General features: G+C 71.1%; 22 protein-coding genes. 3 read left to right on the top strand and 19 right to left on the bottom strand.

Translation table 11 applies throughout. From position 1 onward, the window contains the following. Positions 1–79: 79 nt before the first annotated feature. The 3 genes from VF584_00670 to VF584_00660 form a co-directional block, all read right to left on the bottom strand. Entirely contained in the window at positions 80–1,060 is a 981-nt protein-coding gene (locus VF584_00670) for a zinc-binding dehydrogenase (protein HEX8208666.1), read from the bottom strand. A gap of 450 nt (positions 1,061–1,510) precedes the next feature. Then, complete coding sequence (locus tag VF584_00665) at positions 1,511–2,593, bottom strand: GDP-mannose 4,6-dehydratase (GenBank protein HEX8208665.1); 1,083 nt, start codon at positions 2,591–2,593, stop codon at positions 1,511–1,513. A gap of 11 nt (positions 2,594–2,604) precedes the next feature. Beyond that, positions 2,605–3,732 carry an NAD-dependent epimerase/dehydratase family protein gene (locus tag VF584_00660; protein ID HEX8208664.1) on the bottom strand — a complete coding sequence of 376 codons (1,128 nt, stop codon included), beginning with the start codon at positions 3,730–3,732 and terminating at the stop codon, positions 2,605–2,607. A gap of 18 nt (positions 3,733–3,750) precedes the next feature. Here VF584_00660 and VF584_00655 point away from each other — a divergent pair, with 18 nt between their 5' ends. Further along, positions 3,751–4,650 carry a hypothetical protein gene (locus VF584_00655; protein HEX8208663.1) on the top strand — a complete coding sequence of 300 codons (900 nt, stop codon included), beginning with the start codon at positions 3,751–3,753 and terminating at the stop codon, positions 4,648–4,650. Between the two features lie 151 nt (positions 4,651–4,801). On the opposite strand, the gene VF584_00650 is transcribed toward VF584_00655, so the two are convergent. From VF584_00650 to trpS, 11 genes are all read right to left on the bottom strand, one after another. Further along, positions 4,802–5,080, bottom strand: a complete 279-nt coding sequence (locus tag VF584_00650; GenBank protein HEX8208662.1) for a hypothetical protein — start codon at positions 5,078–5,080, stop codon at positions 4,802–4,804. A 410-nt stretch (positions 5,081–5,490) separates the two neighbouring features. After that, positions 5,491–6,894, bottom strand: a complete 1,404-nt coding sequence (locus VF584_00645; protein HEX8208661.1) for a rhodanese-like domain-containing protein — start codon at positions 6,892–6,894, stop codon at positions 5,491–5,493. A gap of 99 nt (positions 6,895–6,993) precedes the next feature. Beyond that, a complete protein-coding gene (locus VF584_00640) occupies positions 6,994–7,599 on the bottom strand; it encodes a CDP-alcohol phosphatidyltransferase family protein (protein ID HEX8208660.1) in 606 nt (201 codons plus the stop codon). Positions 7,600–7,917: 318 nt separating this feature from the next. Then, positions 7,918–8,424: a DUF456 domain-containing protein gene (locus VF584_00635; GenBank protein HEX8208659.1), complete on the bottom strand. Its 507-nt coding sequence runs from the start codon at positions 8,422–8,424 to the stop codon at positions 7,918–7,920. Positions 8,425–8,564: 140 nt separating this feature from the next. Then, entirely contained in the window at positions 8,565–9,719 is a 1,155-nt protein-coding gene (locus VF584_00630; GenBank protein HEX8208658.1) for a PilT/PilU family type 4a pilus ATPase, read from the bottom strand. 2 nt (positions 9,720–9,721) lie between these two features. Next, entirely contained in the window at positions 9,722–10,750 is a 1,029-nt protein-coding gene (locus VF584_00625; GenBank protein ID HEX8208657.1) for a D-2-hydroxyacid dehydrogenase, read from the bottom strand. Beyond that, positions 10,747–11,448, bottom strand: coding sequence for an MgtC/SapB family protein (locus tag VF584_00620; protein ID HEX8208656.1), 702 nt, complete (start codon positions 11,446–11,448; stop codon positions 10,747–10,749). The genes VF584_00625 and VF584_00620 overlap by 4 nt, the downstream gene beginning before the upstream one ends. A 358-nt stretch (positions 11,449–11,806) precedes the next feature. After that, on the bottom strand, positions 11,807–12,598 hold the full coding sequence (gene dapB / locus VF584_00615; protein ID HEX8208655.1) for a 4-hydroxy-tetrahydrodipicolinate reductase: 792 nt from the start codon (positions 12,596–12,598) through the stop codon (positions 11,807–11,809). A gap of 1 nt (position 12,599) precedes the next feature. After that, positions 12,600–13,508, bottom strand: a complete 909-nt coding sequence (gene dapA / locus VF584_00610; GenBank protein ID HEX8208654.1) for a 4-hydroxy-tetrahydrodipicolinate synthase — start codon at positions 13,506–13,508, stop codon at positions 12,600–12,602. Between the two features lie 4 nt (positions 13,509–13,512). Continuing rightward, positions 13,513–13,902 carry a hypothetical protein gene (locus VF584_00605; protein HEX8208653.1) on the bottom strand — a complete coding sequence of 130 codons (390 nt, stop codon included), beginning with the start codon at positions 13,900–13,902 and terminating at the stop codon, positions 13,513–13,515. A 341-nt stretch (positions 13,903–14,243) separates the two neighbouring features. Then, positions 14,244–15,209 (bottom strand): tryptophan--tRNA ligase, encoded by a 966-nt coding sequence (gene trpS / locus VF584_00600; GenBank protein HEX8208652.1) that lies wholly within the window; start codon positions 15,207–15,209, stop codon positions 14,244–14,246. Between the two features lie 134 nt (positions 15,210–15,343). Between trpS and VF584_00595 the strand changes: the two genes are divergently transcribed. After that, entirely contained in the window at positions 15,344–16,276 is a 933-nt protein-coding gene (locus VF584_00595) for an agmatinase family protein (GenBank protein ID HEX8208651.1), read from the top strand. Positions 16,277–16,598: 322 nt separating this feature from the next. Here the strand turns inward: VF584_00595 and VF584_00590 are convergent, their stop codons facing one another. Continuing rightward, a complete protein-coding gene (locus VF584_00590; GenBank protein ID HEX8208650.1) occupies positions 16,599–17,291 on the bottom strand; it encodes an OmpA family protein in 693 nt (230 codons plus the stop codon). Positions 17,292–17,669: 378 nt separating this feature from the next. Here VF584_00590 and VF584_00585 point away from each other — a divergent pair, with 378 nt between their 5' ends. Beyond that, complete coding sequence (locus VF584_00585; GenBank protein HEX8208649.1) at positions 17,670–19,343, top strand: ATP-dependent DNA helicase RecQ; 1,674 nt, start codon at positions 17,670–17,672, stop codon at positions 19,341–19,343. A gap of 63 nt (positions 19,344–19,406) precedes the next feature. On the opposite strand, the gene VF584_00580 is transcribed toward VF584_00585, so the two are convergent. From VF584_00580 to VF584_00565, 4 genes are all read right to left on the bottom strand, one after another. Then, positions 19,407–23,015, bottom strand: coding sequence for a carboxypeptidase regulatory-like domain-containing protein (locus tag VF584_00580; GenBank protein ID HEX8208648.1), 3,609 nt, complete (start codon positions 23,013–23,015; stop codon positions 19,407–19,409). Positions 23,016–23,028: 13 nt separating this feature from the next. Next, entirely contained in the window at positions 23,029–23,700 is a 672-nt protein-coding gene (locus tag VF584_00575) for a DsbA family protein (protein ID HEX8208647.1), read from the bottom strand. Then, complete coding sequence (locus tag VF584_00570) at positions 23,697–23,996, bottom strand: PDZ domain-containing protein (protein HEX8208646.1); 300 nt, start codon at positions 23,994–23,996, stop codon at positions 23,697–23,699. Before VF584_00570 ends, VF584_00575 begins: the two co-directional genes overlap by 4 nt. Positions 23,997–24,220: 224 nt before the next feature. Next, positions 24,221–24,469, bottom strand: a complete 249-nt coding sequence (locus VF584_00565) for a hypothetical protein (protein ID HEX8208645.1) — start codon at positions 24,467–24,469, stop codon at positions 24,221–24,223. Between the last annotated feature and the right edge of the window lie 141 nt (positions 24,470–24,610).

The following is a 24,610-nucleotide window of genomic DNA, read 5'->3' as shown; positions in this document are numbered from 1 at the left end:
ATATCTCCCAGGATCTACAAAGCACAGGATCTACAAAGCAAGAAAGGCACCCGCGGGGTGAGCCGCGGGTGCCAGGCGGTTACATGGTGACGAGCGCCTTCAGGAATCCGTCCGGGCGGTCGCGGGTGTCGTCCAGGGCGCGGCCCAGCTCGTCCAGCGCGTAGCTGTGCGTGTAGAGCGAGGACGGGTCCAGGCGCCCGCCGGCGACCGCGTCCACGGCGGCGCGGATGCCGTCGAGATAGACCTGCGGGTCGCGCTCGTGGGCGTTGATCACGTCCAGCCCACGCCAGTTCCAGAGCTGCATGTTGACCTGACGCGGCCCGTCCTGGTGATATCCGGCCACCACCAGCCGCCCGCGCTCCTTTGTGATCTCGGCGGCGAGGTCGAGCGGCCACTGCTTGCCGACTGCCTCGATGACACGGTCGGCAAAGGTGCCGCCGGTCAGCTCCTTTACCCGCTCGATGATCCGCCAGTGGTCGTCCATGGGGATCAGCTCGTGCGCGCCCATCTCCTTCGCCACGTCGAGCGAAAAGGGGCGCCGCGAGATGGCGATCACGCGCGCACCCGCGTCCGCCGCCAGGCGCGTGAGGAGCGCGCCCAGGAAGCCGATCCCGACGATGGCCACCGTCTGCCCCGCGCTGATGCCGCTACGGCGGAAGATGTTCATCGCGCACCCCAGCGGCTCGCCGGGGAAGGGCTTGCCGTCGAGCACGGCCGGGAGCGGGACGATGGCGTCGGCGGCGGCCACGTCGTACTCCGCGTACGACTTGTACGAGAGTGCGGCCACCCGGTCGCCCACCCGCACGCCGCTGACGCCGTCGCCAAGCGCATCGACGACGCCCCAGCCTTCGTGGCCCATGGCGCCGGGCTCCAACGGGTACTGCATCCACTCCGCGCCGGCCCAGGGGGTGAGGTTGGAGGCGCACACCCCGCACCCTTCCAGGCGGATGCGCAGCTCGCCCGCGCCCGGCCCGGGGATCGCGGTCTCTTCCATCACGATCTGCCCCGGCCCCTCCAGCCGCGCCGCGCGCATGGTGGAGGTCGCTACTGTATCCGTCATTCGTTTGGATGTATGTGATGGCGGGGGCCTTTACCCCCGCTCGTTACGCTGGCCCCCTCCCCCCGGCCCCCTCCCCCGCCTGCGGGGGCGCAGGGCGGGTGAGGGGGAGAACCCCGCGCGCGCTGCGCAGATCCGGTAGGGGCGCGATTCATCGCGCCCGTGCCCAGCACCGCACCGCCGCCCGTCCATCCGCACCGATCCCGTAGGGGCAGACCTGCGTGTCTGCCCACCCTTCGCCGCACCTCGACCGTTGCCCAACGCACAAATCCCGTACGGGCAGCCCCACGTGGCTGCCCGTGCCCTGGTCCCGTACCGCAGCCCGCCTCCAGAACCCCCAACGCCGCGCCTCCCGAGCCGGCTTCAGCCGCCTTCCCGTGGTTCCAGCCGGGGGATTCATCCCCCGGTGCTCATCCCCCGGTGCTCATCCCCCGGCGATCCGGCGCCGGCCCCTCACCCCCCCGCCTTCACCAGCGCCCCCTCGTCCTCCACCTCCGCGAGGGCGGTGTCGAGCTTGGCTTCGTCCAGCCATGCGACGAGCTTTTCCAGGCCGGCTTTCCACGAAGTCTCCGGGCGCCAGCCGAGGACGCGCTCCAGCTTCCCGGTGTCCGAGACGTAGACGCGCTGGTCGCCGGGGCGCCAGTCGGCCATGGTGACGGGAACTTCGCTGCCGCTGATCTCGTGCAGCCGGTCGATGACCGTGCGCACCGACACCGCGTTGCGCGCGCCGCCGCCGATGTTGAACACCTCGCCCGCCACCGTGCCCATGCGGTCCATCGCGAGCCGCATCGCACGAACCAGGTCGTCGATCCAGAGGATGTCGCGCACCTGCTGGCCATCGCCGTAGATGGTGAGCCCCTCGCCGGCGCGGATGGCGCGGGCGAAATGGGCCACCCACCCCTGATCCTCAGTGCCGAACTGGCGCGTACCGTACACGCAGCTCATGCGGAAGACCACCGTCGGGAGTCCGAAGATGCGGGCGTAGTCGTGCACGTACTGGTCGGCGGCGCCCTTGCTGCACCCGTACGGCGAGTGGAAGTCGAGCGGCTGCTCCTCGGTGACGCCGGTCAGGCCGCCACCGTAGCGGTATCCGCCCTCCCCCAGCTCCACCGGCACCTCCTCCATCCCCCCGTACACCTTGTTGGTGCTGGTGAAGAGGATGGGCGGCGGGTTGAGCATGGTGCGCGCCGCCTCCAGCACGTTGAAGGTGCCGATGATGTTCGTCCGCAGGTCGAGCGCGGGGTCGATCAGCGAGGTGGTGACCGCCACCTGTGCCGCCAGGTGGAAGACCTGCCTGCTCTCGCGAACCAGGGCGCGCATCCGCGCCGCATCCGCCACGTCCACGTTCTCGATGCGCACCCGGTCGCCGTGGGTGGCCTTGAGCCAGGCGGCGTTGAGGCGCACCCCGGCGCGGGAGAAGTTGTCGGCCACGATCACCCGCTCCCCCTCGCGGAGGAGGGCGTCGGCCAGGTTGGAGCCCACGAAGCCGGCGCCGCCGGTGATCAGCACGTACTCGCGCTTACCCCTGTTCATCATCCTCGCCTCCCTCAAAGCGTCAGTCCGCGCGCCGCGAGCTCGGCGGCATGGCTCTCCACCCTGTCCTCGGGCCGCTCCTGCTCCCTCAGCCACCCCACCAGCTCCTCCATCCCCGCCTCGAAGGTCACGCGCGGCTCGTAGCCCAGCACCTCGCGCGCCCGCGTGATGTCCGCATAGCAGTTGCGGATGTCGCCGATCCGGTACTTGCCGGTCACCAGCGGCTCCACCTCCACCCCCAGCACGTTGGCCAGCGTCTCGCCCACGCGCCGCACGGAGACCGCCTCGCCGCTGCCGATGTTGATCGCCCTTCCCACCGCCTCGTCGCGCTCGGCGGCCAGCAGGAGCCCCTGTACGATGTCGTGCACCGACACGAAGTCGCGCCGCTGCTCGCCGTCTTCGAAGATCATGGGCCGCTCGCCGTTCAGCAGCCGCGCGCTGAAGATGGCGGCCACACCCGTGTACGGATTGGAGAGCGCCTGACGGGGCCCGTAGATGTTGAAGAAGCGCAGCGCCACGCTGGGGATGTTGTACGCCGCGCCGATCTGCAGCACCATCCGCTCCTGGTCCGCCTTGGTGAGGGCGTAGATGGAGGTGGGGTCGAGCGGCTTCTCCTCGTCGGTGGGCGCGGGAGAGAGCACGGCCCCGTCGGCGTCCAGCGGCTCCCACTCGCCCGCGCGCAGCCGCTCCAGCGGGCGCACCGGCGACTGCGCGACGGTTCCTTCGGGCCGATGATAACGCCCTTCGCCGTAGATGGACATGGAGGACGCCACAACCACGCGCTCCACCTGCCCGCGGTCGTCCACCAGCTTCTGGAGGAGGTGCGCGGTGCCCAGGGTGTTCGTTGCCGTGTAATCCGCGATCTGGTACATTGACTGCCCCACACCGACCGCCGCGGCAAGGTGATAGACGACCCCCACGCCCTCCAGGGCGCGGCGGACCGCGTCGGCGTCGCGCATGTCGCCCACCATCAGCTCGGCGTCGTCGGGGACCCAGGCGGGGCGCCGCTGTTCCGGTCCGTGGACCTGCGGATCGAGGTTGTCCAGGATGCGCACCCGGTGCCCGCGCTCCAGCAGCGCGTCCACCAGGTGGCTCCCCACGAACCCCGCCCCTCCCGTCACCAACGTCGTCCGACCCGACACTCAACACCTCCGGTAGCGGTGATCACTTCGATCAAGATCTGGAACGAGCCCAACAACCTTTCCCACTGGGACTTCCTGCTGGACCCCGGCTGGGAGATCTACGCCGACCTGGTGCGCCGCACCTCCGCCGGCCTGCGCTCCGCCGGGTGGGACCGTCCCCTGGTGCTGGGCGGGATCTCCCCCATCGATCCCGGCTTCCTGCGCCGCATGCGCGACCTGGGCGCACTGGACGCGGTGGACGTGCTGGCCCTGCACGGCTTTCCCCTGGACTGGAACCTGTGGCCCGTGGAGGAGTGGCCGGCCCGCATCGAGGCGATCCGCGCCGAGTTCGGCAAGCCCGTGTGGGTCACCGAGACCGGCGTCTCCTCCTTCGCCAGCGAGGCCACCGCGGCCTGGGGGCTGCGCCGCATGCGCGCCCTGCTGGCCGGGGAGCGCGTCTTCTGGTACACGCTCCTGGACCTGGCCCCCGTGTACGAGGCCACCACGCGCCACAAGCGTGCGGAGGGAAGCTCGTACTTCCGGCACTTCCACTTCGGCCTCCTGCGCTGGGACGGCACTCCCAAGCGCGCGCTGGACTCGTGGACTCCCGACTTCGGGATCTGCCAGTGGTTCCAGTACAACGACGAGCGCGCGCTCGATCTTGCCGTCCGCTGGTTCGAGCGGCTGGGCGTCCGCCAGGTGCGCACCGGCCTTTCCTGGGCCGAGAGCCACATCCCCGGCCATGAGCGCTGGTTCGACCGCGTGATGAGCGCCCTGGAGCCCTACGACGTCTGCGTCACCCTCTGCTTCACCCCCGGCAGCGTGGGCCTGCGCCCCGACCACACCTCCCCCCCGCGCGACCCCGGCGAGTTCGCCGATTTCGCCGTGCGCATGGCCGAGCGCTACGGCGCCCTCACGGCTCCGGTCGCGCAGCCGTAGCGAACGACGAGCCCTGCCCTCCGTGCCGTACGCGCGGGGGTGCGGGGCTCGACTGCTTCCATGGACGACGAATGCGGCGGCGCGGTGCGGGCGGCGGTGCCTTGGAGGCGGCATCCGCGGTCGCGCACCGAGCGATCGGTGTTCGGGGAGATCATCCGGCCGTGGGGGAGAGGCGGGCGTCGTACTCCCCGGCCCAGCGAGAGAGGCGGCTGTCCACTTCGTCCGCGTAGACGCCGGCCACCAGCCGCTGCGCGAGCCGTACGCCCAGGCGCAGCTCGTGGGTGCGGCGGGCCCGGTCTTCGTCGCCCGCGTCAACTTGTTGTGCTGCTTCCATCTCCAGCGCGAATGCGAGGCGGTCGAGGTCGGTGAAGATGCGGCCGCGCAGCGCCGCGGCCTCGGGGGCCTCATTCGGGGGAGGTGAGCTCAGCATGCGGAGCGGGGTTCGTGGGATTGAGTAAACCGCTCTCCAGGGCCGTCGCTGCGCCATCGGGCCGATAATTGCGTGCCTCACGAGCAAGCGGCGTGCCGTGCAATGTAGAAGAAGAAGAAGATTTGTCCAGGGTGTTTCTTTTGGGGGGCCCTCACCCCCGCTCGTTCCTCGCTGCCCCCTACCTGTTGCTGCACGGATACCTTCGTAGGGGCGCGATTCATCGCGCGCACCCTTCGCCCTTCCTCGACCCTCGCCCAGCGCCCGCGTGGGCCCCGCGTGGCCGCCCGTGCGCTGGGCCTGTGCCGTAACCCGCATCCAGGAGCCAACGCCGCGCTTCTCGAGCCGGCTTCAGCCGCCTTCCCGTCGTCCCAGCCAGGGGCTTCAGCCCCCGGACCCTTCATCCCCCGCCGTCACCCCCCGCCCACCTCCGCCGCCCGCCCCTCCCGGCTCCACTCCGCCCAGTCCCCCGCGAGGTGCCGCACGTCGCTGAACCCGCGCGCCTTGAGAAGCGAGATGGCGACGCCGGCGCGCGCTCCCGACTGGCAGTGCACCACCAGCGGCCGGTCGCGCGGAAGCTCGCCAATGCGCTCCGACAGGCGGCCCAAAGGGAGGTTGCGGCTCCCGGGGATGTGGCCGGCGGCCCACTCGGAGCCGTTGCGCACGTCCACGATCTCCACCGCGCCCGCGGCGCGGAGCTCGTCGGCCTCAGCGGGGTCTGCGTCGGTGAGAGTGGCGGGGTCGTGCTCGGCGGCCCAGGCGTCCACCACGTCCGGCGTCGCGTAGCCGCCCGGGGCGTCCAGCCCGATGGCGGCCAGGTCGTGCACCGCCTCATCCACGCGCGCGTCGTTTACGATCAGGTAGAACGGCCGCTCGTAGGAGAGCACCGAGCCCGCCCAGGTGGCGAAGCTCTTCCCCAGCGGTACGCTGAGCGTGCCGGGGACGTGCCCGCGCGCCCACTCCGCTGCGGGGCGCGTGTCCACGACGGTGGCGCCATCCGCGAGCAGCTCGTGCAGGCGGGCGCCGTCGATGCGCGCTGGGCGACCCATCTCGCCGAGGAGCGGCGGGCCGTCGCGGTTGATCGCCTTCATCCGCGCGAAGTACATCGGCGGCTCCGGCTGCCCGGCGAGCACCTCGGCGGCGAATCCGTCCTCGTCGGCGTGGCGGAAGGCCCAGTTGAAGCGCTTCTCGTATCCGAGCGTGGAGGTGGGGATGGCGCTGAGTGCCTTTCCGCATGCCGAGCCCGCCCCGTGCCCCGGCCAGAGCTGCACGAAGTCCGGCACCTCTTCCGCGAAGCGGCGCAGGGAGCGGAAGAGGGTGCGCGCGCCCGCCTCCATCGTGCCGGCCTGGCTGGCGGCGCGCTCCAGCAGATCCGGGCGCCCCACGTCCCCCACGAAGACGAAGTCGCCGGTCAGCACCCCCATCGGCGCGTCGGCGTTGCCATCGGTCACCACGAACGACAGGTGCTCCGGCGTGTGCCCCGGTGTGTGCATCACCCCGATCCGCACGTTGCCCACCGTGAGCTCGTCGCCGTCGTGCAGGAGGGTGGCATCGAAGCCGTAGCTCCAGTCCGCGCCGCCCTCGCCCGAGAGGAGGAGCTGCGCACCAGTGCGCGCCGCCAGCTCGCGCGCGCCGGATACGAAGTCGGCGTGGATGTGCGTCTCGGTAACGAGGCTGATGCGGACGCGCTCCTCCTCCGCGGCGCGCAGGTACGGCTCCACGTCGCGCGCGGGGTCCACCACCAGCGCCTGGCCGGAGCAGCCGATCATCCAGCTCGCCTGCGCCAGCTTTTCGTCGTAGAAGCGCCTGAGGATCATGGCCGCCTTGCGCGGATGTGGACGCGAGCGGATGCACGCGCGCGACAACGTACAAAGAAGAACCCCGTTCCGCGAGGGGTGCGGAGCGGGGCGTGTTTTCTAGCGCTTCAGAAAGATGGATCCGCCGTGCCTGTCGGGGTCCTTGTACGTCAGCAGGATCGCGAGCGATTCCAGCGCCGCGAACATCGCCACGGCGAAGGCGATGCGGAAGTGCCACTCGCGGAAGTGCCCCGTCGCCAGCATCCCGATCGCCATGGTGTAGGCGAAGAAGACGGTGACCTTGGCCGAGTACAGGTGGAGGTCCACGAACCGCCGGAACCTCACCCACGCCAGGCCGAGCGTAAAGAGCGCGATCGCCGACCACCCCAGCAGCAGTGCCGCGTGGTCCTGGAAGAACGCCGGGCGCAGGAGAAAGAGCCACACCACCGTGGACGTCGCCAGCATGTGGTCGGCGATGGAGTCGGTGCGGCTCCCGATCTCGGAGGTCTGCCCCAGGTGGCGGGCGAGCGGCCCGTCGATCAGGTCGCTGGCGAACGCCGCGGCGAGCCCGTACCCCAGCGCCTGGTCGCGCCCGTCCAGCGCAAGCATCCAGAGCACCGGGATCGCGGCGAGGCGGAGCCCCGTGAGCAGGTTCGCCGGGGTGCTGAGGTAGCCCCGGACCGCGGCGAACCATCCGCCGCCCCCGCGGCGCTGGGAACCGTGCAAGGTGTTGCGCTGGGTTGATGTTGAACGGGGAGCCCCCTCCCCCCGGCCCCCTCCCCCGCCTGCGGGGGCGCAGGGCGGGTGAGGGGGAGAACTCCACGCGCGGTGCACAGATGCGGTAGGGGCAGACCTGCGTGTCTGCCCTCCGATGCCGCGGCTCGACCTCCGGCCTGGCGAACCAATCCCGTGGGGGCGGCCCCGCGTGGCCGCCCGTGCCCGACACCCGCACCGCCGCCCGCCCGACGCGCCGGCCCCAGGTCCCCTCTCCCACGGCGGTTTGTGGGAGAGGGTGGCAGCTGTAAGCTGCCGGGTGAGGGCCCCCTACAACACCGCCGACAGCACCGCCACCGCCGCGACCGCCACCCCGATCCCCGACTTCACCGCCGTGGCCACGAGCCGGCCGAGGAAGGCGCCCCAGCCCACGCGCATGGCGCCGCGCCACTCGGGGTTGCGCCAGTCCTTGGAGTTGGTCATCTCCAGCAGCGCCGCGCCCACGAACGACCCCACGAAGGCGCCGATCACGCTGCCGATGATGGGAACCGGCACGCCCAGGATGGCGCCCGCGATGCCGCCCAGAATGGCGCCCCACGCCGCGCGCTTGCTGCCGCCGTAGCGTTCCGCGTACTTGCCGCCGAGCGCGAACTCCGCGACCTCCGCGAGGACGGCGAGCACCACCACCAGCACCAGCGTGATCACCCCCACCTCGCGGAACCCCGTCGCCCAGGCGAACACACCCAGCGACACCACCTGCAGCCAGATCCCGGGCAGACCGAACGGGATCAGCAGGAGCCCCGCGACCTGCGCCAGCACCAGAAGGGGGACACCCATTCGTTTTCTCCGGAAGGTGATGAAAAGCCTCACACAGAGCCACAGAGGAAACTACAAGAACGGAGGGAGGAACGGGTTGGTTGCAGTTCTCCGTGCCTTTCTTTTTACCTCTGCGGCTCTGTGTGAAACGGCAGTTCGCCTCAGTAGAACGCGGTCGTGGCCCCGCCGCCGCGCCCGGACAGCATGTTCAGCTTCAGCTCGAAGTCGCCCGGGTTGGTGGCGGCGGCCCTGGCGATCGAGTACTCCACCCGGTCCGCCTGGACGAGTTCCATCAGGCACTGGTCGAAGGTCTGCATCCCGTACGTGGTGCGCCCCTCGGCGATGTGCTCGCGGATCTCCTCCACGCGCTCCGGATCGGCGATGCAGTCGCGGATGGTGCCCGTGACGACCATGACCTCGGCCGCCAGGACGCGGCCCTTGCCGTCCTTCGACGGGAGCAGGCGCTGCGAGACCACGGCCTGGAGCGACTCGGCCAGGCGCAGCCGCGCCATCTGCTGCTCCTCCGGGGGGAAGGTGGCGACCAGGCGCGAGATGGTGGAGGCGGCGTCCTTGGTGTGCACGGTGGAGATCACCAGGTGGCCCGTCTCGGCGGCCTTGAGCGCGATGTCGATCGTCTCCGCGTCGCGCATCTCGCCGATCTGGATGACGTCCGGGTCCTGGCGCAGTGCCGCGCGTAGCCCCACGCGAAAGGAGTCCGTGTCGATCCCCACGTCGCGCTGCGTGATGGAGCAGTTGAGGTCCCGGTGAAGGAACTCGATCGGGTTCTCCAGCGTCACCACGTGGCGGCGCATGTGCTGGTTCATGTGGCCGATCATCGCGGCCTGCGTTGAGCTCTTTCCAGAGCCCGTGACGCCCGTCACCAGCACCAGCCCGCGCTCGTTCGCCGTGATCTTTTCAAGGACCGGCGGCAGGCCGAGCCCCTCAAAGGTGGGGATCTCGAAGGGGATCACCCGCATCACGATCATGAAGCTCCCCCGCTGGCGAAGGATGTTCACGCGGAAGCGCCCCACCCCCGGGATCCCCCAGGAGCAGTCGTAGTCGTTCAGCTCGTCGATCTGCGCGCGGTCGCGGTCGCGCGGGATGAGCTGCAGGGCGATGGCGCGCGTCTGCTCGGGCGACAGGCGCTGCTTGGTGAGGGGAACGAGGGCGCCGTGGATGCGGGCGCGGAAGACGTCGCCCGCCTTGATGTGCAGGTCGCTGGCGCCGCGCTGCACGGCCGTGGCGATGATGCGCCCGACCGCCTGCTGGAAGTCGCCGCCGGCAATCGGCTCCACGCCCTGCGCTGGGGTGTCCACGCTCAGTATCCCGCTTGTTTGTCGACGGTGTTCAGGAGCGGGGCGCCCGAGAGGTACCGACGGATGTTTTCCACCACGAGGCCGGTCTGGCGCCGCCAGAAGAGGTGTGAGGCACCCGAAATGTGGGGGGTGAGCAGCGCGTTGGGAAGGGCCCACAGCGGCGACTCGGGCGGGAGCGGCTCGTGCGCGAACACGTCCAGCGCGGCCCCGCGCACCCGCCCGTCGCGGAGCGCATCCGCCAGCGCGTCCTCGTCCACCACGCCCCCGCGCGAGATCAGCACCAGCGTGGCATCCTTGGGCAGCCGCGCCAGCTCCGCCGCGCCGATGCTCCCCTCCGTCTGCTTCGTGCGCGGCACGGTGACCACCAGCACGTCGCTCGCTGCGAGGAGGCGGTCCAGCGAGTCGTCGCCCGTGAGCAGCTCCACGCCATCCGGGCCGTCGCCGGGGCGGCGGCGGGTGGCGACGACGCGCATCCCCAGCGCCACCCCGCGCCGCGCGACCGCTTTGCCGATGCCGCCCAGCCCGTGCACCCCCAGCGTCAGCTCGGTGAGCTCGCGCACGGGGGCGTCGGCGGCCTCCCAGGGGCCCTTGTCCCAGCGATGCTCCGCCTGCAGGCGCACGGCCCAGTCCAGCCCCCGCGCGAAGTAGAGGATGGCGGCGAGCACCGTGTCCGCGATGGGCTCCGCGTGCACGCCCGCGGAGTTGGTGAGCACCACGTCGGAGGCGAGCATCCCCTCGTGCAGCGATCCTCCCACGCCCGCCGCGCCCGAGTGCGCCCAGCGCAGCCCATCGCCCGCCGCCTCCAGCAGCGCGGCGGGGATGCCGTAGCCCAGGTACACCTCGGCGTCCCTGATGGCGTGCAGCGCGGCGGGCGTCGGCTCGCCGCCGTCGCCGCTGGCGTCCACCACGTCGCGCAGCACCACCGTCTCCCAATCTTCCGGAACGGCGGCGCAGATTTCCTCCACCGCCCAATCCGGAATCGACCAGAGCGGGCGGCGGTCGTTGAGGTCCACGACGATGCGGCGCTTCATCCGCGCCCCACGCTGCGCACCTGTGGCTCCATCGCCATCATCCTCACCGCGCGATCGTGCCCGGGAAGCGGCCCGACGGCGCGGATCACCAGGTGGAACAGCTCGCTCTCCTTGTCGATCGATTCGATGCGGGTGCGAAGGCCGAGCCCCTTCAGCTTCTCCTCCACTGTCGCCAGCGACTCCATCGTGGGGTCCACCGCCACGTTGTAGCGCCGGTCCACGCGCCGTTGCAGGAAGGCGCTCTCCAGCCTGCGCAGGGCGAAGAGGGTGATGATGATGAGCGTCGTGGCGCCGATGGCGACGGTGTACTGGTGCGCGCCGATCGCGATCCCCACCGCCGCCACCACCCACAGCGTCGCCGCCGACGTCAGACCGATGATCCGCCCGCGCGACTGCAGGATCGTCCCCGCGCCGATGAAGCCGATGCCGGAGACGATCTGCGCGGCCAGGCGTCCCGGGTCGCCGCGCACCCCTCCCCCGGCCAGCATGGTAATGAGCACCGAAATCTCGGTGATAAGCGCCGCGCCCACGCAGATGAGGATGTTGGTGCGCAGCCCCGCGGGCTTGCCGGAAGCCTCGCGCTCCACGCCGACCGCGCCGCCCAGCACGCACGCAAGCACGAGCCGCCCCAGCGTGTCCAGGTGCAGCGCCGCCACCACCGCGGCCGGTATGCCGATGCGAAGGAGGAATTCGTCCATGGATTCAGGTGGGGGATGGGGGCTGGTTCGCGGGAGATAGGAGGCCTGTCGACATCGCCGGAGCGCAGACATAGCACGCCCACCTCCTGAACGGAGCACCGCCCGATCCGTGCCTCCGCGCCGAGATCAGGTGCGGAGTGAAGGAAGTGATCCATGCCGCCCACTCCCCCACTGGACCATGTTCCTCGGTCAGGCGGGGGCCGTACAGGCTGCTGCGCGGGGGCCGTTTGGACGCGGGTGGCGTCGGTCGGCTCCTTCACTTCGCGTCCGGCAACCGTGTGGAGGCAAATACAGCGTAGCGCTCCGTTCAGGAAGTCGGCGCAGATGATCTATCGGCAGCGCGGGCGGGAAAGCGGCATCACGACAATCCGAGCACGTCGCGCATGGTGTAGCGGCCGGCGGGCTTGCCGGCGAGCCAGCGGGCGGCCCGCAGCGCGCCTTCCGCGAACAGCGCGCGGTCGCGGGCTACGTGGCCCAGCTCCACCTGCTCGCGCTCTCCGATCAGCATCACGCGGTGCTCGCCCACGATGTCGCCGCCGCGCACCGAGTGGAAGCCGATCTCGCCGCGCGGGCGCTCCCCCGAAATGCCACTGCGCCCGTCCGCGCGCACGTCCGCGAGCGATACGCCGCGCCCGCGGGCGAGCGCTTCGCCAAGCGCCAGCGCGGTCCCACTGGGCGCGTCGGCCTTGCGGCGGTGGTGCGCCTCCACGACCTCGGCGTCGTAGCCGTCGCCCAGGACGGCGGCGGCGCGCTCGGCAAGGGCCAGGAGGAGGTTGACGCCGATACTGAAATTGGCCGCGGGGAGGACGGCCGTGCGGCGCGCGGCCTCGTCCAGCGTGCGCTCGCCATCGTCGCCCAGCCCGGTGGTCCCCACGACGAGCGCCTTCCCGGCCAGCGCATCCCCCTGCCCTTCCAGCAGGCGGCCGAAAAGCTCCGGCGAGGAGAAGTCGATCACCACGTCGGCCTCCCGGATCCAGGCGCCGGCGGTCTCCGGCGTCTCCACGATGGGGCATCCCACGTCGCACCCGCGCTCGGGGATGCGCCCGATCCCGCCGACCAGCTCGATGCCGTCGTCCACGCGGATCAGCTCGGCCAGGACGGTGCCCATCCGCCCGGTGACGCCGCTGAGCACCACGCGCAGCGCCGCCACCTCAGCGCTCCCCCAGCCCCAGGTTGCGCATCGCCTCCACCAGCTCCGCGCGGGCCGCGTCCGCGAGCGGGACGAGCGGGAGCCGTGGCGCGCCCACCGCGAAGCCCAGCATCTCCACCGCGGCCTTGATGGGGATGGGATTCGCTTCCCGGAAGATGGCCGCGATCAGGGGCAGGTAGCGGAGCTGGAGGTCGCGCGCCTCGGCGGCTTCGCCCTCCAGGAAGGCGTGCGCCATCCGCGCCGTGTCGCGCGGCGCGACGTTGGCGAGCACGGAGATGACGCCCACGCCGCCCAGCGACATCAGCGGGACGATCTGGTCGTCGTTGCCGCTGTATACGGCCACGCGGTCCGTCAGGCGGCGGCACACCTCCGCCACCTGCGAGATGTCACCGCTCGCCTCCTTGATGCCGACGATGCGCTCGTCCTCCGCGAGGATCTCCATCGTCTCGGGGAGGATGTTGCAGGCGGTGCGACCGGGGACGTTGTACGCGATGGCGGGGAGGCCGCCCGCGTCCATCACGTGGCGGAAGTGCGCGACGATCCCGCGCTGCGGCGGCTTGCTGTAGGGCGGCGGCGCGATCAGGAGGGCATCGGCGCCGGCCTCGCGTGCCCCGCGCGCCAGCCCGGCCACCGCGGCCGTGTCGCTCCCCCCCGCCCCAGCGATCACGGGAACGCGCTTCGCCGCCTCATCCACCACGATCTCCACCGCGCGGCGCTGCTCGGCGGCGGACATGGCGGGGGCCTCGCCGGTGCTCCCGTTGACGATCAAGGCGTCCGTCCCCTCGCCGAGCTGGAAGCGGACCAGCTCGCGGAGGACGGCCTCGTTGACGCCGCGGTCGTCGAACGGGTTGACGAGCGCCACGCCGGAGCCCACGAAGAGGGCGCCGGCGGGCCGGGTTGCGTCGGGCATCCGCCTAGAGCCGGTTGAGGTCCAGGATGTCGCCGGGGAGGACGTCGCCCTCGGGATCGTCCGGGTCCAGGTCGCGCTCGGTGGAGTCGCGGAAGTCGTCCGCCGCCTCGTCGCCGATGGGCGTGTGGAAGGAGCGGAAGACGGAGGCGCCGCACTTCTCGCACGTCATGCCGGGGAGCGGCTGCTCGTCCTCGAAGAAGTAGTCCTTGCCGCAGTTCTCGCACACCAGCGTCAGCACCTCGGTCGCCGGCTCGCGCCCGCGCGGCGGCTCGCCGGCCGGGTTGGCGCGCAGGTTCTCGGTGGCGTGCTTGGCCCCCGCGATCGTCGCGTCGTCCGACGTGTACGCCTCGGCCTGGTGCAGGTGCTGGTTGGGATCTCGATTCTCGTCTTGCATGCGCTTCCTTCCGGCTCTCGGGTGTGCCGCGGCCGGTGCCGCGGGGCAGAAGGGCGCGGGGTGCACAAGGCGGACCAGCGGGACGGCGGGGAATGGGGAATGGGGAATGGGGAATGGGGAATGGGGAATAGGGAATGGGGAATAGGGAATGGGGAATGGCAGGAGACAGGGAATAGCCAGGCCGACGATTCCGGGCGAGTGAACTCGCTGCAACAAAAGCACAAAGTCCGCCTGCGCGGACTCGGGGTCTGATACCGCGCTTCTCGAGCCCACTTCAGTGGGCTTCCCGTGGTTCCAGCCGGGGGCTTCAGCCCCCGGCGCCTGGGTTCACCCCCGCCCCCCTACCGCAACCCCACCGCCGCCCTCACCCGCTCCATCGTGGCGTCAGCGATGTCGCGGGCGCGGCGGGCGCCGTGCTCCAGCACCTCGTCCACGTATCCGGGGCGCGCCAGGATCTCGGCGCGGCGCGCGCGCATGGGGGCGAAGTACTCCCACAGCGCTTCGAAGAGACGCTTCTTGAAGTCGCCGTAGCCGATGCCGCCGGCGCGGAAGTCGTCCTCCATCCGTGCCACCTGCTCGGGCGAGGCGACGAGGCGGTAGAGCGCGAGGATGTTGGAGCCCTCGATCAGCTTCGGCTCCTCCAGCGGCGTGGAGTCGGTGACGATGCTCATCACCCGCTTCCGCAGCGGCTTCTCGTCTTGGAAGATGTCCAGCGCGTTGCCGTAGCTCTTGCTCATCTTACGGCCGTCGAGCCCCGGCACGACCGCCACGTTCTCGCTGATCTCAGGCGCGGGGAGCTTGAGCGTGTCGCCGTACACCGCGTTGAACTTCACGGCGATGTCGCGCGTCATTTCCAGGTGCTGCTTCTGGTCCTTGCCCACGGGGACGACGTCGGCGTCGTAGAGGAGGATGTCGGCGGCCTGGAGGACGGGGTAGGTGAAGAGGCCCGCATAGGCCGCGATCCCCTGCTCCACCTTGTCCTTGTACGACACCGCCAGCTCCAGCATCCGCATGGGGGTGAGCGTGCTGAGGATCCACATCAGCTCGGAGTGGGCGGGGACGTCGGACTGGCGCCAGTAGACGGTGCGCTCCGGGTCCAGCCCGCACGCCAGGAAGTCGACCGTGGCCTCGCGCACGTTGGCGCGAAGGGCGCCGGGGTCGCGCAGCGAGGTGAGGGCGTGCAGGTCGGCCAGGAAGACGAACACCTCGCCGTCGCCCTGCCGGTCCAGGATCGGGCGCATCGCCCCGAAATAGTTGCCGATGTGGAGGGTGCCGGAAGGCTGGATCCCCGTCAGGATGCGCTTCATCAGGTCAGGTGCCGGTGCGTTGCGGGCGGACGTGGCGGGCCGGCGGCGTGCTTACTGGCAGCACATCGGCCCGTGGGCGTAACTTAGCCCCCGCCGACGATCGCTGACAAGCCGAATCCCCACGCCGCGCCGCCATGACCGATCCGCTCCAGGGCCTCCGCGCCGAGCCCGACCCGCGCGACCCCCGCGCGCCAGCGCTCCTCCATCCGCGCGGCGACGCGGATTCCATCGGCGGCCGCGTGGTGCTCCTGGGGATTCCGTACGATGGCGGCATCCCATCGCGCCCGGGCGCCCGCTTCGGCCCGCGCGCCATCCGCGACGCGCTCTCCTCGTTCGGCACCTGGGATGGCGAGCGCGAGGTGCCTCCCGCGCTGGACCTGGGCGACCTGTCGCTTCCCTCGATGAACGGCGCGGCCGCGCATGCCCGCATCGAGGACGCCGCGCGGCGCGTGTTCGAGGCTGGCGCGCGCCCCATCTTCCTGGGCGGCGACCACGGGATCACGGGCTCGCTGATCCGCGGCCTCGCCGCCGCGCGCCCGCACACGAAGCTCGCCCTCGCCACGGTGGACGCCCACCTGGACGTGCGCGAGTACGACGACCAGGCCTCGCTCTCCAGCGGCACCCCCTTTCGCCGCGCGCTGGAGACGCCGGTGCTGAAGGGCGCGCGCGTGGCGATGCTGGGGCTGCGCCGCTTCGCCAACTCGCGCTTCTACCTGGAGTGGGCGGCGTCCAGCGGCATCCACCTGGCGAGCGTCGACGAGGTGGCCGCGCAGTCCCCGGAGCGCGCCGCCCGCACCGCCCTGGACCGCATCACCGCGGACGCCGACGCGCTCTACCTGAGCATCGACATGGACGCCGCGGACGCCTCCGCGGCCCCGGGCGTGAGCGCCCCCGGCATCGGCGGCCTCTCCGCGCGCGAGATGATCGCGCTGGTCCGCGCCCTCGCCGCCGACCCGCGCCTCGCCGCCGCCGACATCATGGAGACCTCCCCGCCGTACGACCAGGACGGCCGCACCGCGAAGCTCGCCGCGCGCCTCCTGCTGGAGCTGATGGCGGCGATGGGGTGAGGGCAAACGTCCCCTCCCCCCGGCCCCCTCCCCCGCCTGCGGGGGCGCAGGGCGGGCGAGGGGGAGAACTCCGTCAGGCGCGCCCAGATCCGGTAGGGGCGCGATTCATCGCGCCCGTGCCCGGCGCCGCTCCGCCGCCCCGTGCGGCACACCGATCCCGCGTAGGGGCCGCCCCACGTGGCTGCCCGTGCCTTCCCCCACGACGCACCACGCCGCCCCGGACCTGCCCCATTCCCCATTCCCCATTCCCCATTCCCCAAATGCAATCGCCCCCGGCACGCGTGTGCCGGGGGCGATGCTGCTCCGTCGTGCGGGACCGTGCTTACTGCGGGCGCGTGCCGTACTCGCGGAGGATCTGCTGGCGGTACTGCTCGCTCGCGAAGATGGCGACCTCGACGCGGCGGTTCTGCTGCATCCCGGCGTCGGTCTCGTTGGAGGCGACCGGCTCCGACTCACCCCGGCCCTCGGTGCGGATGCGCGAGGCGGCGATCCCGCGGGAGATCAGGAAGTTGGCCGCCGACTGCGAGCGGTTCTGCGACAGCTGCATGTTGTACTGGTCCGTCCCGCGGGCGTCCGTGTGCCCCACGATCAGCACCGTGGTCTCCGGGTAGCGCTGCAGGCTGCTCGCGAGCTGCGCCAGATTGTTCTGCCCGGCCGCAAGGATCTGCGTGCTGTTGGTGGGGAAGAGGATCCCCGACGCAAAGGTCACCGCGATCCCCTCGCCTACGCGCTGCACCTCGGCGTCGGGAAGGCTCTGCTCCAGCTCCTGGCTCTGGCGGTCCATCTGGCGCCCGATCACCGCGCCGGCCGCGCCGCCCAGCACCGCGCCCAGGATGGCGCCACGCGCCGTGCTCCCGGTCTGCTTGCCGATCACCGCTCCGATGGCGCCACCCGTACCGGCGCCGATCACGGCGCCCTGCTCCGTCCTGTTCAGCGAAGCGCACCCGGTCACACCCGTCATCCCCAGGGTGCTGACGCAGGCAAGCACGGTCAGCTTGCGTGAAAACGTAGTCATTCGTCGCCTCTGGCTGTGGTTCTCCGGAAACTGTCGCCCCATGGGCCAGTTGTGCCCATCCTCTTTGCAAGCACCGGGCCCGCCGCTCGCATTGCCCCCGCGGACGCCCCGCGATCCTTGAAATCCGCCCAAACCCTTGCGAATACAGCTGTTTCCGGTGAGTTCCACGTGCCGGATGCCCAAACCTCCACCAGCGCCCCTGTCCTCGTTGGAGTACAATTCGTCCGCACGGGCAAGTACATGGCGCATCTACAGTTACGTTCATCGATCAACTCACATGGGCTTCACCGCCGTTTTCAGGCCGCGCGTGGTCCGATGCTTGCCTTGCCTGAGCGCCGGAAACCGCGCTCCCGGCACCCCACACCCCCAGAGCACTGCTTGACCACCGCCACTACCGGCATCGCGCGTGACGAGCTCCTCGCCACGCTTCGCAAGAACTTTGGGCTCAACGAGTTCCGCCCGGGTCAGGAGGAAGTGATCCGCGGCGTTCTGGAAGGGCGCGACACGCTGGTGGTGATGCCCACCGGCGCGGGAAAGTCGCTCCTGTACCAGCTTCCGGCGCTCCTGCTGCCCGGCCTGACCGTGGTGGTGAGCCCGCTGATCGCGCTGATGAAGGACCAGACGGACAAGCTGGACGAACTGGGCGTAGACGCCTGGACCATCAACTCGTCGCAGACGGCCCGCCAGCAGCGCCAGGCGGAGGAGGCCGTGGAGGGCGGAGGCGGCAAGATCCTCTACATCACCCCCGAGCGCTTCCGCGACCGCGCCTTCTTCGAGGTGCTGCTGGACCGCGAGGTGTCGCTCTTCGTGGTGGACGAGGCGCACTGCGTGTCGCAGTGGGGGCACGACTTCAGGCCCGACTACATGATGCTGGGCGCCGTGGCCGAGCGGCTGGGCCGCCCGCCGATCCTTGCGCTCACCGCCACCGCGTCGCCCGAGGTGCGCGACGACATCACCCGCCAGATGCGGATGCGCACGCCGGTGGAGCACATCGCCGACCTGGTGCGCTCCAACCTCACGCTGGAAGTGGTCCCCACCGTCAACGACTCCGAAAAGGATGCCGCCCTGGAGCGCTACCTGCGCACGGCTAGTGGCACGGGGATCGTGTACGTGGCGACCATCAAGGAGGCGGAGCGGCTGTACGAGGAGTTCGGGAAACGTCATGAGCTGGCGCTGTACCACGGCAAGCTCGCGTCGGCGGAGCGGCACGAGGCGCAGGACCGGTTCATGGCCGGTGCGGTGCGCGCCGTGATCGCCACCAACGCCTTCGGGCTGGGGATCGACAAGCCGGACATCCGCTTCGTGATCCACTACCACTTCCCGGGCTCCATCGAGTCGTACTACCAGGAGGCGGGGCGCGCCGGGCGTGACGGGCTGCCGTCGCGCTGCACCATCTTCTACCGCGTGGAAGACAGCGCCGTGCAGGGCTACTTCCTGGGCGGCAAGTATCCGGACCTGGAGGAAGCGGTCGCCGTGGCGCGCATCATCAACTCCGCGCCCAAAGAAGAAAAGAGGCCGCTGGACGAGCTGGCCGAGATGGCGAACGTGGCGCGGCGCAAGGCGCGCATCGTCCTAACACTCCTCAAGCGCCACGGGATGGTGCGCGAGCACCGGGGCGGCGTGTGGGAGCGCATGGCGGACGACGTGACCGCCGCCGACCTGAGCCGCGAGCTGGTGGACTACGAGCAGCGCCGCGCCCGCGACCGCGAGAAGCTGGACGAGATGGTGCGCTACTGCCGCACCGCGCGCTGCCGCACCCGCATGATCCTGGAGTACTTCGGCGAGAAACCGGGCGAGGACTTCGTCTGCGGCCACTGCGACAACGACCTCCACCCCCGCACCGACTCCGCCGAGCGGGAGTCCGGCCCGGCGCCCGCCATCGCCTCGCCCGCCGCGCCTCCGCCCGCCGGCCTCGCCCCCGGCGACGAAGTGACGCACGGCACATTCGGCGAGGGCCTCGTGCTGGCCATCACTCAGGATCGCGCCGAGGTCGACTTCTTCGGCCACGGCACCCGCACCGTGAAGACCGAGTTCCTGAGCCGCATCGACTGAAAAACTGCAGGGCTCGCACAGCGGATGGAGGCACAGAGAGGAAGCTCCTCTGTGCCTCCGTTTCTATGGTCCTCCCATGGGTATGGACATCTCGATCCTCGGCGGGCTGTTCAGCTCCTCCGTGCTCGGCGGGCGCGCAAGCCAGGCGGGGACCCGGTCCCATTGCTCGGGAGTGAGCTGCTCGCGCGTGCGCTCGATGACGCTTGCGGCGAGCCTACCCGCCCGCGCGGTTGCTTCCTGGAGTCGCGCGCTGCGCAACGCCGTGAACGGACCCTTCTCCGTATATACGTCGGTGAGCGAGTCCACCGCGAAGGCGATGGCGGGCGCGATGGAATCGGCCAGCGCGCGCAGCCGGGCGCGCTGCATGGGGGTGAGCGCCAGTGCGGCGGTGTCGCCGGCGCTCAGGTTGAGGAGGATCGCGGGGACGTTGCGGACGCGCCGCGCGAGGTCCGCGCGAATGGACTCGCGCGCGCGCCCGGAGCCCAGCTCGATGGCCTGCATGAGCGGCTGGTAGCGCGGGTCCGCGCCGAGGGTGATCCGAGCCTGCAGCGCGACGCGGAACGGGAGGCGCAGCGTGCCGCCACCCAGCGGCCTGCCAAAATTCGGATTCACGCCGTAGTCGAACGCCCGGCGCTCCCGGTTGAATCCGCGCACCTCGAGGAGGGTGGCGTCTGGGAACGAGTACTGCCCCCAACCGTGGAGCCGGTCGGGGCCGTGCAGCAGGTAATCCAGCCCGGCCGTCACGTTGGTCGCGGTCAGCGTGAGCGTCGCTCGCCGCGTGTTCACGTTCCCCCGCGCCAGGAGCTCGGCGCGCAGGTCGAGCGTTGGCGACCAGGGCGTGTGGCATGAGCCGGCCTCCGCGACGCGCCCCGCCTGGTCGCGCAGGCACCGCCGCACACCGGCGGGTGCGTCGTCCACCAGCCGCTCGATCGCGGCGGCGACCTCCAGATCGGTGGTGAACGCTGGGTCGAAGACGAAGGCCCGGTCGTTGCCATACCCGTCGCCGTTCACGTCTCCGCTCACCAGCGGCGTGAACGGGAGCCCGGAGGCGAGCCGGCCGACCGCGCTGAGGCGCAGGCGCCGCGTCAGCCGGGTGCTGAGAATGCCCTGGACAAGGTGCCGGGGCGCGAAAGACGCGTTGGTCCACTCCATGTGCGTGGGATCGCCGGCCGTGCTCGCGGGAGCGGCGCCGGGCGCCGGTATGCCACCCGCGAGCGTCCGGGAGTGCGTCATGGTGTAAGCAAGGCTCAGCTGACCGCGCGGCAGCAGCGCGCTCACCGTTCCCGTAAGCTGCCCGGTCCGCGACTCACCGCGGGAGCCGAGCTCCAGAACCGGGCCGAGAGGCGGTATGGCGCGTGATCCGCCCGGCGCGATCCCGCCCGTCGCCAGATCGATCTCCTCAGGTGCCACGTAGACCGGGCGCCCTCCCTCCTGCTGGAGTACGAAGGCGGACGTGCCGTTCAGGTTGCGGTCTGTGGCGCTGGGCAGGTGCGTACCGCGCACCAGGAGCGCGTCCACTCCCACCCCTACCCGGCGGCTGACCTTTCCGCTCGCGCCCAGCGACAGCCGCCAGGTGCGGGGCGCGCCGAACTCCGGGTTGAACAGGGTTGTCCGGGGCGCGGTGCTGGCGAAGATGGAGCCCCCGTTGGCGCATGCGGAGGGGATCGCGCTGGAGTCCGCCCCGTAGCGTTCCCACTCCGGGGTGGGAGCGGCGGCGCCGATGCAGACGAGGTTCGCCTCTCCCGCTCCCGTGTGGCTCCAGAGCGCCGCTAGCGGCGCCAGCGGGGGCACCCCGCCGAAGCCGCCCGCTCCGCCCGCGATGGTCCAGGCACCCCGGCCGGGCACGTCATAGCGAAGCCCCAGGCGCGGCGTGAGCATCAGCTCCGCCGGCGGTTGGCCACGCCCTCCGCCGACGAGCGAATCCACGGCCGGGGCCAGGGCAGGGCGCTGGCGGTACCGGGTTCCCTCCAGCCGCAGCCCGTACACCAGGCCCAGCCGCTCAGACGGCTTCCAGCTGTCACCCACGTAGAGCGCGCCGTAGCGGCGCATCGCCTCCGCAGGCTCCCGCGCGAGGATGCGAGTGAAGGCGGAAGGACGCCCGTTCTCAAGGTCGCCGAGGCTGTTGAAGGCGAAGCTGCCGGCCGGGGCCGACGCCGCCCCCCCCGTCGCGCGCTCTTCCTGGATGAGCAGCCCGGCCTTCACGAGGTGTCCGCCCGCCGCCTCTATCTTCAGCTCGTTGGCCACCTCCCGCAGGGAGTGCTCCTCCCGCCTGGCGAACGGCGCTCCGCCGAACCCGAGCACCGAGGCCCCTGTCATACCGTCCGGGAGGGTCGAGAGCACGCGTACCGTACCGGAGGGCGTGCGAGCATCCGCCCCCGCGCCGGAATGCCCGGCCGAAGCGTAGGCCCGCAGCTCGTTGGCCCATCGTCCCCGCCCGGCGGTGTGCTGCAGGAGGAGCCCACCATCCCGCACCCGCTGGTCCGCTCCCTCGCCGCCGAGGCGGAGGGGTGAGGAGCCGAACCCGGACCCGTCGAACCCGCGCCAGTCCAGGCGTGCCGTCAGCGACTGGTGCTCGGACAACGTGTAGTCTACCCGTGCGAGCGCCGACGCGAAGGCACGCGAGCCCGACCGCTGGGGTCCCTCCTCCGCCGCCGCTCCCACGCGCTGGGCGATCTCGACCAGACGCCGCACCGAGTCGGGCGCAACGCCCAGCCGGCGCAGCGCCGTGGAATCCAGCAGCTCGAGCCCGGTGCTCGTGGCACTGCCATGCGACAGGTCCAGTGCTCCGTACACGAAGAGGCGGTCCCGTACCAGGGCCCCGCCACCCCCGCCGTTCAGGCGCACCTGTCGACCGGTCCGGCCCGCGAGCCCCTCTGGCGCGACCCCGTATCGCAGCGCCGGGTCATCCACGTAGCTGCTGAGCGAGCCGCCCCACAGGTTGGTTCCGCTAATGGTGGTCGCCGCGATCTGCCCACCCGAGAACTGCCCTCGCGCCACGTCGTAGCTGCTGGTGAACACGCCTACGCTGCGGACCCCTTCGGAAGGGAGGCTGCCGCCGCCGTAGGTCGCCCCGTCCACCGTGGCCCCATTCTGCTCCGGCGACTGGCCGGCGATGGAGAGCTCTGACCCCTCCCCGCCGACGCGCACCACGCCCGGCTCGAGGGCCGCGACGTCTGCGAAGCTCCCGGGGTCCACCGGGAAGCCCTCACTGCTCAGGGAGCTCCAGCGCGCCGCACGTTCCGCGGCCGTCGGCGTCTCCCGGCCGGGCCTCGGCACGCGCGATCGCAGCGTGTCCAGCACCAGCGCACGGGGACTGAGGCGGAGGTCGCGGTCAATGCGCGTGGCGCCGGGGCCGCGCTCCACCGCCACGCTGAACGGCAGGTAGCCGAAGGCGGTCGCGCTCACCACGTAGGATCCGGACCCGCCCGGCACCACGAACCGGTACCATCCCCCTCTGTCGGTCAGCACCGCCTGCTCGCGCGCGCCCGCCTCCTGCGTGAGACGCACGGTGGCGCCTGCAATCGGAGCGTTGCCGGCCGCGATCACGCGCCCGGCCACGGTGTCGGCGGCAGCACGCTCCTGCGCCATCGCGGGCGTGGCCAGCACGGCGAGCACGCCCAGCATGGCGCCGGCGAGCCGCAGGGGCGCCGCGCGGATGGGGAAGACTCTCAAAGCATCGGGCGGTTCATGACCCGGCTACCGCGCTCGACCGCATCGCGCGTCCGACATACGCCTCCAGCGAGTCCATGGAGGGGGCGCCCACCACGCGCAGTCCGTTGATGAGCATCGTGGGAGTGGCGTTGACGTAGAGCTTACGGGCTGCCAGGGTGTCGCGCGCCAGCGCGGCCACTGGGCCGGTCGCGCCGGCGCATTCCCTGAACTTCGGCAGGCTGCCTACTCCCGCGGCCTCCGCGTAGCGTTCCCAGGGAACGATGCCGATAGAATCGGGCGGGGCCGCGAACAGCGCGTCGTGGAACGGCTCAAATCGTCCCTGCTCGCCCGCGCATTCGCTCGCCCGCGCGGCCGCGACCGCGTGCGGGTGGCCCGCGACCGGAAAGTGCCGGTAGACCACCGCCACCTCGGCGGGTCGCGCGCTCCTCAGCTTCTGGAGCCGCTCCATAAGCACCGCGCAGTACGGACACTGGAAGTCGGAAAAGACGACGATCATCACCGGGGCCTTTGCGGGTCCCATCCGGTGTCCGCTCTGTGCGAAGCTGCGCCACGATGGGATCTGCATGGGTGCGGAAGACGCCGCGCGCGGGGCCGAAAGCTCCCGGCGCACCACGAGCGCCGTCACAACGAGCGCGCACCCCGTGAGGATGGCGACCGCCACATTCAGGAGGCGTTCCGTTTTCACGGACGTGCGCCGTTTGTGGCGGGACGGGTAACCGCCACTAGCGCCACTTCCCGCTCCGCGTCGCCGCGGCGGATGCGCAGTGAGTACCGCCCCCCCGGACGCATGCGGAGCGCGCCTTCTTCCCGAGCATCACGCCCGTCTACCTCGAGGATCACGTCGCCTGATGCAAGTCCGACCTTCTGCGCCGGCGAGCCGGGATGGACCGCGTCGATCACCGGGTAATCCGAGGTCGCCCGGCCCGGAGTCATCGTCATCGCGAAGCGGATCGAGAAGCCGGTGTAGCCACGCTCGGCCACGGCAGGTCCCCCGAGGCCGGTAGGCGCGGGCGCGGCTCCAGCCGGGTTCTGCGCGGCTGCACACCCGCTGCACAGGAGCAGCGCCGCAAGGCCAAGGGCGGGAGCAAATGCGGATCTGCGCATGTAATTCCTCTGAGAAGTAGAGAAGCGGCGGTGTGGCCGCGGAGAAACCCGCGGCCACACCTGTGGAAACCCGGAAACCACTGGACGGCGAATACCTGCCGTTAGGCGGCAGAGCAGGTAGCGGTGCCGCTCAGATTTCCGTTCCCGTCCGACTCGCAGGAGGTGACGGTGCCGTCACCCATGCCGCTCGCGGCGCAATAACCGTCCACGTAGCCGTTCGCGTAGGCGAGCTCCTCCGCGTTGCACGGGCGCGCCAGCTCCGTGGCGGCCACCGGCTTGGCGAGGTAGGTGGAGCCAGCGAGGGTGATCGCGGCGGCGGCGAGGCAGGTCCCGAGCTTTGCGTTCCTCATGATGTCCTCCGGGGTGGGGTGCGTGGTTGGGTACCGCCAGAGTGAGTACTCGTATTTTGCCATCGTGGGCTCGTGGCGAGCTTCACCAGGGGTCCCTGCTAGACTGCGATTGGACAGTAGCCGACAGTCTCGGCCAAGTCA

Origin of the sequence: Longimicrobium sp., assembly GCA_036389135.1 — a bacterium.
In the GTDB taxonomy this organism is placed as follows: Bacteria; Gemmatimonadota; Gemmatimonadetes; order Longimicrobiales; family Longimicrobiaceae; genus Longimicrobium.
The sequence above is the reverse complement of the archived record's forward strand: the minus strand, read 5'-3'. Positions and strand labels throughout refer to the sequence as shown.

What these genes read in the sequence shown, in the direction of transcription:
- VF584_00620 (HEX8208656.1), bottom strand. Translation starts at nt 11,448, where the DNA reads ATGGACGAATTCCTCCTTCGCATCGGCATACCGGCCGCGGTGGTGGCG.
- VF584_00625 (HEX8208657.1), bottom strand. Translation starts at nt 10,750, where the DNA reads ATGAAGCGCCGCATCGTCGTGGACCTCAACGACCGCCGCCCGCTCTGG.
- VF584_00565 (HEX8208645.1), bottom strand. Translation starts at nt 24,469, where the DNA reads ATGAGGAACGCAAAGCTCGGGACCTGCCTCGCCGCCGCCGCGATCACC.
- VF584_00595 (HEX8208651.1), top strand. Translation starts at nt 15,344, where the DNA reads ATGACCGATCCGCTCCAGGGCCTCCGCGCCGAGCCCGACCCGCGCGAC.
- VF584_00670 (HEX8208666.1), bottom strand. Translation starts at nt 1,060, where the DNA reads ATGACGGATACAGTAGCGACCTCCACCATGCGCGCGGCGCGGCTGGAG.
- VF584_00635 (HEX8208659.1), bottom strand. Translation starts at nt 8,424, where the DNA reads ATGGGTGTCCCCCTTCTGGTGCTGGCGCAGGTCGCGGGGCTCCTGCTG.
- VF584_00650 (HEX8208662.1), bottom strand. Translation starts at nt 5,080, where the DNA reads ATGCTGAGCTCACCTCCCCCGAATGAGGCCCCCGAGGCCGCGGCGCTG.
- VF584_00665 (HEX8208665.1), bottom strand. Translation starts at nt 2,593, where the DNA reads ATGATGAACAGGGGTAAGCGCGAGTACGTGCTGATCACCGGCGGCGCC.
- trpS (HEX8208652.1), bottom strand. Translation starts at nt 15,209, where the DNA reads ATGAAGCGCATCCTGACGGGGATCCAGCCTTCCGGCACCCTCCACATC.
- VF584_00590 (HEX8208650.1), bottom strand. Translation starts at nt 17,291, where the DNA reads ATGACTACGTTTTCACGCAAGCTGACCGTGCTTGCCTGCGTCAGCACC.
- dapA (HEX8208654.1), bottom strand. Translation starts at nt 13,508, where the DNA reads ATGCCCGACGCAACCCGGCCCGCCGGCGCCCTCTTCGTGGGCTCCGGC.
- VF584_00645 (HEX8208661.1), bottom strand. Translation starts at nt 6,894, where the DNA reads ATGATCCTCAGGCGCTTCTACGACGAAAAGCTGGCGCAGGCGAGCTGG.
- VF584_00605 (HEX8208653.1), bottom strand. Translation starts at nt 13,902, where the DNA reads ATGCAAGACGAGAATCGAGATCCCAACCAGCACCTGCACCAGGCCGAG.